10 protein-coding genes and 1 pseudogene are annotated in these 7,146 nt (G+C 40.6%); all 11 read right to left on the bottom strand.

Going from position 1 to position 7,146, the window contains the following annotated elements:
• On the bottom strand, positions 1-769 hold a 769-nt coding region (locus tag IH598_16240), incomplete at its 3' end, for a DegT/DnrJ/EryC1/StrS family aminotransferase (protein ID MBE0640066.1).
• A complete protein-coding gene (locus tag IH598_16245) occupies positions 766-1,380 on the bottom strand; it encodes a hypothetical protein (GenBank protein MBE0640067.1) in 615 nt (204 codons plus the stop codon). The genes IH598_16245 and IH598_16240, both read right to left, overlap by 4 nt.
• Before the next feature lie 186 nt (positions 1,381-1,566).
• Positions 1,567-2,769 carry an ABC transporter ATP-binding protein gene (locus IH598_16250; protein MBE0640068.1) on the bottom strand — a complete coding sequence of 401 codons (1,203 nt, stop codon included), beginning with the start codon at positions 2,767-2,769 and terminating at the stop codon, positions 1,567-1,569.
• Positions 2,770-2,873: 104 nt separating this feature from the next.
• Positions 2,874-3,227: pseudogene (locus IH598_16255) on the bottom strand (four helix bundle protein).
• 123 nt (positions 3,228-3,350) lie between these two features.
• Positions 3,351-4,208, bottom strand: a complete 858-nt coding sequence (locus tag IH598_16260; GenBank protein MBE0640069.1) for an ABC transporter permease — start codon at positions 4,206-4,208, stop codon at positions 3,351-3,353.
• Between the two features lie 152 nt (positions 4,209-4,360).
• Complete coding sequence (locus IH598_16265) at positions 4,361-4,546, bottom strand: hypothetical protein (protein ID MBE0640070.1); 186 nt, start codon at positions 4,544-4,546, stop codon at positions 4,361-4,363.
• Between the two features lie 30 nt (positions 4,547-4,576).
• Positions 4,577-4,777 carry a putative toxin-antitoxin system toxin component, PIN family gene (locus IH598_16270; GenBank protein MBE0640071.1) on the bottom strand — a complete coding sequence of 67 codons (201 nt, stop codon included), beginning with the start codon at positions 4,775-4,777 and terminating at the stop codon, positions 4,577-4,579.
• The gene (locus tag IH598_16275) at positions 4,764-5,003 is read right to left on the bottom strand and encodes a hypothetical protein (protein ID MBE0640072.1); all 240 of its coding nucleotides are present in this window, start codon (positions 5,001-5,003) and stop codon (positions 4,764-4,766) included. The genes IH598_16270 and IH598_16275 overlap by 14 nt, the downstream gene beginning before the upstream one ends.
• A 110-nt stretch (positions 5,004-5,113) precedes the next feature.
• Positions 5,114-5,299, bottom strand: a complete 186-nt coding sequence (locus tag IH598_16280; protein ID MBE0640073.1) for a winged helix-turn-helix transcriptional regulator — start codon at positions 5,297-5,299, stop codon at positions 5,114-5,116.
• Positions 5,300-5,432: 133 nt separating this feature from the next.
• A complete protein-coding gene (locus IH598_16285) occupies positions 5,433-6,074 on the bottom strand; it encodes a winged helix-turn-helix transcriptional regulator (protein MBE0640074.1) in 642 nt (213 codons plus the stop codon).
• Between the two features lie 6 nt (positions 6,075-6,080).
• Positions 6,081-6,812: a putative DNA binding domain-containing protein gene (locus IH598_16290; protein MBE0640075.1), complete on the bottom strand. Its 732-nt coding sequence runs from the start codon at positions 6,810-6,812 to the stop codon at positions 6,081-6,083.
• Positions 6,813-7,146 lie beyond the last annotated feature (334 nt).

Raw genomic sequence — 7,146 nt, forward strand, 5'->3', positions numbered from 1 at the left:
GTTCGCGGTATTGGATGGTGATCTGGCGGCGTTTTTCAATGTTCCGGTCAATGTGTTTTAACTGCAACAATCCCATGGCGGCCTGCACTTCGTTCATCTTGGCATTGATGCCGGGGGCAATTACGGTGGTTTCGCCACGGAAGCCAAAGTTTTTCAGGTCGTCAATGTGGCGTTTGGTTTTTTCGTCGTGGCTGATGATGGCGCCGCCCTCGAAGGTATTGTAGACCTTGGTGGCGTGGAAGCTCATCACCGAGAGGTCTCCAAAATTAAGCACCGGCTCATTGTTTACCCTAACTCCAAACGTATGGCAGGCATCATAAATTACCTTCAGGCGATAATTGTCGGCAATTTCCTGTATACGCTGCACATCACAGGGATTGCCATACACATGCACGGGCAGGATGGCAGTGGTTTGGGGTGTGATGGCGGCTTCTATTTTATCAGGGTCGAGGTTGCAGGTTTTAGGTTCAATATCCACAAAAACAGGCGAAATATTGTTCCACCAAAGCGAATGCGTGCTGGCTACAAAACTATAGGGCGTGGTGATGACTTCGCCGGTAATGCGCATGGCCTGCAATGCCGTTACCAGCGCCAGGGTTCCGTTGGCAAAGAGCGAAACGTATTTTACGCCAAGGTATTCGGCCAGTTCCCGCTCAAGTTGCCGGTGGAATGGGCCGTTGTTAGTCAGTTGACCGTTTTTCCATATCTGCTCAAGGTAGGGATGGAATTCTTCGAGGGGCGGGATGAAGGGTTTGGTAACGGTGATCATTTGACAGTTTTATTTGTATGGATATCGTAACCTTCCTCAATTTTGATTTTTAAGAAATCGGCCATTTTCTTCCATTTTTCTTTATCTTCCAAACTTGTGTAAAACAGTTTTTCAGGGGCATATTTTTTAAAGTATTCAATTGCGTCTCTGTTGTATTCTTCATAAACTGCTTTGTATCTATCTTTAAGTTCATTAAAAGGAATGTCATTTTTACCATTTAAAATACCAGGAACAAAGTTCGGATCATTGTCGATTCTATCATAATACAAATCCAATTTTCTGTAAATTTTATTATGTCTATAGTTATTTGTAAGAGTTTTGATAATTTTATGACTTAACATTGAATCAAACCATTTATCACTATCTCTATATAAAAGAATGAATTTTGCTTTAGGAAATCTATGATTAAGCAATCTATAGAAATCTGGAAACCACCAAGGATTATCTTCATAGGCCTGATATGATTTAAATACTGTAGATCTGAAAATACCTTCATAATCTCCTTTTTCCCACAAATCGCTCCAAACTTTTGAGTGGGATCCATATCCAGCTACCCGATAACCATGATCTTTAAGAAACTGCCCGACAGAAGTTGTTCCGGTTCGTTGCATCGAAATACAAAAAATTTTAGGTTTATCAACTTGAAACCGTGAGCTGATTAATAAAGATAACTTATTAGTTACCATTGTGTTTTTTTTCTTACTTGTAATGTTACTTTTTTTTATCCTGAAAATTTTCACGTTCCAGGGTAGAAATGGTATTGTAATGATCATTGAAGAATTCGTATTTTTAAATAATTAATGCCAAATGCCTTCCAGTTCTAATGGTGGCCAAACATCTCTTTTGGAGGTTACCTGAAATGCCTTGATGTTATTTAACCTTGCTATCGGCTTTGATCGTGCGCTTTCTGCCATCGTGTAGGTAATATAGTAAATACCTTTACTCAGATTGATCCGGGGAATTTTTACATTCAGTGCAATGATTGTTTGCCCGTTTTTCCTCTCAACGACCTCGCCAACAAAATTAACAGGTTTTTCATTGATACAAACACCAATGGCTTTTTGCTCATAATCAAACAATATGATAGATGAAACCGCCTGTTCAAATTTACTGTCAATTTGAATGTGGAGTGTTATCAACAAATCATCCAGTCTTTTAATGAGTGGTATCTCCTCCTCAGAGTTGTTAACAGCCACTTTCAGGACTTTAATTTCGGAGTCATTTCTAACAAAATCTGTGTTTGTTCCCTTAAGACTACTATAATATTTATCAATTCCCTCCGAAACATCTGGTCCTTTGTACATCTCCCTACCTCCTTCCATCATCAGTATTTGGTTACAAAGTCGGGATACTAATTGCATGGAGTGAGAAACAAAAATCACAGCACAATGCTCTACAATATGGTCAATCAGGTTAAAGCATTTAAGTTTGAAGTTGAGGTCGCCCACAGCCAATACTTCATCTACCAAAAGTATATCTGGATCCATCTGTGCAGCTACGGAAAACCCCAGCCTTACCTTCATTCCGGAGCTATAGTTTTGCACTGGTGTATCAATAAAATCGCCAATTTCGGCAAAGTCCACAATGGAATCGAATTTTTTTTCAATCTCTTTTTTGCTAAACCCCAGCACAGCGCCGTTGTTGTAAATGTTTTCACGCCCGGTAAGAATGGGGTTGAAGCCTGTACCCAGCTCAATCAATGCACCAATGCGGCCTTTCATGGTAATACGTCCGGTGTCGGGTTTGATGAGTCCGTTCAGCATCTTTAACAGGGTGGACTTGCCGGCGCCGTTGTGGCCAATCAGGCCCAGGCACTCGCCACGCTTTAGCTCAAAACTTACATCGTTCACAGCCCAGAATTCGTGTTTGCGCAGTTCGGGCTTTTTGGCGTGTCCAAGCAGTTCAGTACCAATATCCTGCACACCATACCAGAGGGAACGTTTGAGGCGACGACAGAATTTCTTTGAAACGGATTCAACAGTGATGAGGGTTTCGGACATGAGGGTGAGGGTTAGATTGAGGTTGAGGGTTAGGTTGAGGTTGAGATTGAGGTTGAGGTTGAGGGGGCCTACTTAACCTTAACCTTAGCCTTTGCCTTTGGGGTTTAGGTTAAGGAGTTTATTAGTTTGTTGAGTTCGAAAATGAGATCGTTATATTCGGAAAAGTATTGATTGTTAAGAGATTAGTCGAAATAGCCAACGGCCAAACCGTAGAGTAAATGATTCTGGGTTTCAAAAGCTGATCCACGTGAAATGATGTAAAAGTAGGCTTTGTCTTTTTTTGTTCTTCTTCCATAACCTTCTGCAATATTTCCTGATGCACTGTTCGAGGATCGTCGTATTTGCGATGTCAAACCGTAATCTTCGGATCGTGGCAGGCTGGCTGTGAGTTGAAAAATCTTTATGGATAGTTCGTGAGCTTTCTGCCAGACGGGCATTTGGGTGAAGGAAGTGTACATGTTGAGGTTGAGGTTAAGGTTGAGGTTGAGGTTGAGGTTGAGATTGAGGTTGAGATTGAGGTTGAGATTGAGGTTGAGGTTGAGGTTGAGGGGACTATACCTTAACCTCAGCCTTAGCCTTCTTTACGATCCGATGCGTTCGATAATCATTGGCATAGCAAGGCGATAAATGACCAGGCTGATAATGAATAATAAGAAAAAAGCTGTAGTAAATATCCAGAAAAGGTGCATATCTTGAACTGGTTGGGCAGTGAACCAGTTGCGGGTTTGTGGTATTAGTGTCGCAAGTGGGTTTAGTTTCATGATCAGCCCGATTGTTCCGTCTTTGGGCGTGGGATAAACTACCGGTGTCAGGTACATAAAAAAGGGAAGAATTATCGCAAGTCCTTTATTGATATCGTGATAAAGCATGCCAAGTGGTGTGAGCGCCAGTCCGATTGAAAATCCGGTGATAGTGATGGCCAGGATTCCAATTGGAACCAGCAGTAAACTTCTTAGGCTGGCGGATTGCTCAAACCAGACATACATGACGGCAAGCAGAAACATTTTAATGGCAATGTTGAAGATCAGTTCATAAATTCCTGATAATAGCAGGCCTTCCCTGGGAATGTTTATTTTTGAAAGCATGGCTTTGTTGGCAGTAACTTCCTTTAAGGGGGCGAGTATAGATTCGCTGAAAATTTGCCAGAGTATTGTTCCAGTGAGCACAAAAATGGGATAGGATACGCCCGTATCGCCCATACTTACAACGTTGTTTCCGCGCAGAAAAATCCAAAGTGCGGCAGTGGCCAGTGGCGGGAAAAGCGCCCAGGCAAATCCAAACAGCGATTGCCGATAGAGGGCTTTCAGGTTTCGTTTGAAGAGCCGGAAGCCAAGCTCATGCGCCTGGGGCAGGTCATTGATCACACTTAGCAGATGCGCAAATATTGAGCGGTTAGATGCTTCGGCAGTGTAGATGGTTATTTTATGATTTGCTGACATAGAAATAAATTTTTCTTGTTCGGGGATTTTTGCTTGTTGTTTACCCCATGAAATGATATGTACGAGCTATTTCATGATAGTACAGTTCCGTGTTTTGGACGTTGAGCCTATCGGAAACGTCTGGTTTCGTTTTCCTTGTTCGGAGACTCCACTTAACCATCAATTAGTTGTTTGAATTCCTGCCAGTTGAGAACCTTCATTTTTTTGTGAGCGGCTTCTTTGATCAACAATTTGTCGCCGGGTACCAATGCAGTAGCTTTGCCGGTTTTGTATAAAGCAAAAAGAAAGTTGTCTTTTTTATCCGTAAATGCGTCAGGTACATTCTTTAGTTCAATCATCCGGCAAAACTTTATGTGAATAGGAACAAACTATGAAATATCATCTTCTGAAAGATATTTCCTGAATTTTTCTCTTTTCATCACACCATCAAGTTCTTCAACCAATTGGCGGCAAGTGATTATTTCAATTCCTTCTTCCAGGCATTTCCTGACAAGATGTTGGAGCTGTTTACCCAGCAGGTAGCTGATCCAAATATTGGTATCGAGGATGAATAGGTTATTGCTTTTCATCTCTTCTTTCCCTGTACTCTCTGACCTCTTCTGCAATTTCATCAATGCTGATGGGATTCTCAGGAATTTTCTCATCCAGTTTTCGTGCCCGAAACAGAAGGGTTTCTTTCTCAATCTCCTGTTCAATCCTTAGTTTGTCTTCTACTGTAAGCGATTGTACAAGCCTGAGTATGTCGTTGAAGGTAAAAGGAATATTGTAAGTGCGATTATAGGTTTGTGTACTCATAATAAACAGAATATGAAGTTTAGTCTAAATGATTTGGTGCTACAAATATAGACATATTTCTGATGGACTGAAGTTTACTTGAATTCAGGTTATTCCGTTGTGTCAATGCCTCAACTATTTGCCCGTTCTTTTCGATAGATTTCCCAGTGCCCGCCTTTGGCGGGGCCGATGCGTTTCAAAATGCCCATCTCTTTTAATTTAGCCATGTTTTCCTGCACCTTACGGTGTGAAATACCAATTTCTCTGGCAATCTCCATAGCAGTAATATGATTATCCCTCCTAACAAATTCTATGATTTGGTTTTCGGTTTTCGGAGAGGTTTTCTACGACCTTTTCTACGACCCTGGATTCTGTTTTTGTTGCTAATTTTCGATTTTCATATTTGATTTCCAAGAGGAAGACCTGTGTTCAAATGATACTCCAAAATAATCACTGTTCGTCTGTTAGCGCCCAGTAACCCTCTTTTCTACCCCCGGTTCTTTGGAGAAGTCCGTAATTTTTCAATTCTGAAATTTTTCGCTCAATTGTCCTTGTTGTAAGTCCTGATGTTTTTGCTAATTCTGGGATTGTTATCTCTGGATTGTTACGTATTGTTTCAATAATACTGCGATATTTGAAGGCTATTTCTTTCCCGACATCTTTCCCGACATCATTCCGTGGTTGAAGGGAAGTTTTTTGCTTTTCATATTTGATTTCTACAAGGAATCCATCTCCTAATTCCCTGTATTCAAATAACATAGTAGGGTATTCTTTGATTTCTCTACGGATTCTTATAAAGCCGCTTCCGTATTTTTCAATGTCCTTTGTAAGGTAAAATACTTCGGCTATCAGTTTGTTTCTGGTTTGCGACTGATAGCTGTCGGTTTTAAGCTGCTCAATGGTGATACCACCAAAAAGTTTCCCGGGATTAAAAAGTGTGATGCTCTGATCGAAAATTTTTATCTGAATGTCAACCGGACTGGTGTAATCACGATGAATGATTGCATTTAACACAAGTTCACGCAATGCGGGTATCGGGTATTCAAAGATTTCGGTTCGCTGTGTAGTTTTACCGGTGATTTCAAATGCCACTTTGATTTACCCGATGATGTAGCGCATGGTTTCTTCAACAACTTCAAACAGACCGCCTTTGTATATTTTATCATCAATAATCATGGATGGGGTTTTAAACCTTCCTATATGCACATTGTGATTCAGGTGTTCTTTTGCAAACAGGAGCATGGCGGCATTTACAGGAATTTTATCAACAACCAGCCTGAGCTTAGTCAAAGCATCTTCAACTTTTTCGGGAAGAATGAACCGTCCGCTGTTGTTCACTTTGGTAATAAACTGCCTGATCTTATGATAATCAAGGTCATCCAGAGAGGCCTTTGGATAAGGATAGGCATCCCATGAGAGTTGAAGGCTTTGCAGATGAATTTCAGATATTTCGCGAACGCCGAGTTGGTGATTTGAATTTTTAATCCGTTTAAAATATCTTCCTTTGAACGAAACCGGTTTAATCGGATATTCGTTCACCCGAATCTGGCAAATCACTATACCATCAATCTCATGCTCGGTAATATCAACAACCTGTGCAGGACTGGTTTTGTTCTTTATTTCGTTTGTCCAGTTTTGCAGGGTTTCACTTCCAATCAACGTTCCAATGATTTTCCCTGTATTACTGACTCCAATAATGACAGAACCTCCGGAGGTGTTGGCAAAAGCTACAATGGATTCAATTACTTCATCATTAAAACCTTGCTTGAACTCCACTGTTACTGATTCGCCGGATGTGATGAGTTTACGAAGATGTTGTGCTGTTGGCATTATAATATACTGATAATCATATAATTTGAATACAACGGCTGTTGCTGTTTTGCCAGAAAAAATATTACTTTTTTGTTTTAAAGTTCTTTTTGATTGATTGTTTTTTGCTTTCCTTCGCTATCTCACTGAACTTCTGATATTTTTCTCAGTAGGTTCATTGGTCAGCAATTTTAACTTCTTCAATAGATATGATGCAGCAGTTAATGACGAGTTTTTGTTTGGTGTTCTTTGTTTTTATCATCCTTCTAAACCACTTTTCATATACCAGGTCTATGTCAACTTCGCTCCAGATTCGTTTTTCAAGGTTGTTGGTAAAGACCTTGTTCCTGCCAAA

It is taken from the genome of Bacteroidales bacterium (assembly GCA_014860585.1).
Taxonomy (GTDB): Bacteria; Bacteroidota; Bacteroidia; order Bacteroidales; family 4484-276; genus RZYY01.

Excerpts from the sequence above, each read along its gene's own strand:
- IH598_16245 (MBE0640067.1), bottom strand. The coding sequence starts at position 1,380 with ATGCAACGAACCGGAACAACTTCTGTCGGGCAGTTTCTTAAAGATCAT.
- IH598_16260 (MBE0640069.1), bottom strand. The coding sequence starts at position 4,208 with ATGTCAGCAAATCATAAAATAACCATCTACACTGCCGAAGCATCTAAC.
- IH598_16265 (MBE0640070.1), bottom strand. The coding sequence starts at position 4,546 with ATGATTGAACTAAAGAATGTACCTGACGCATTTACGGATAAAAAAGAC.
- IH598_16250 (MBE0640068.1), bottom strand. The coding sequence starts at position 2,769 with ATGTCCGAAACCCTCATCACTGTTGAATCCGTTTCAAAGAAATTCTGT.
- IH598_16270 (MBE0640071.1), bottom strand. The coding sequence starts at position 4,777 with ATGAAAAGCAATAACCTATTCATCCTCGATACCAATATTTGGATCAGC.
- IH598_16275 (MBE0640072.1), bottom strand. The coding sequence starts at position 5,003 with ATGAGTACACAAACCTATAATCGCACTTACAATATTCCTTTTACCTTC.
- IH598_16290 (MBE0640075.1), bottom strand. The coding sequence starts at position 6,812 with ATGCCAACAGCACAACATCTTCGTAAACTCATCACATCCGGCGAATCA.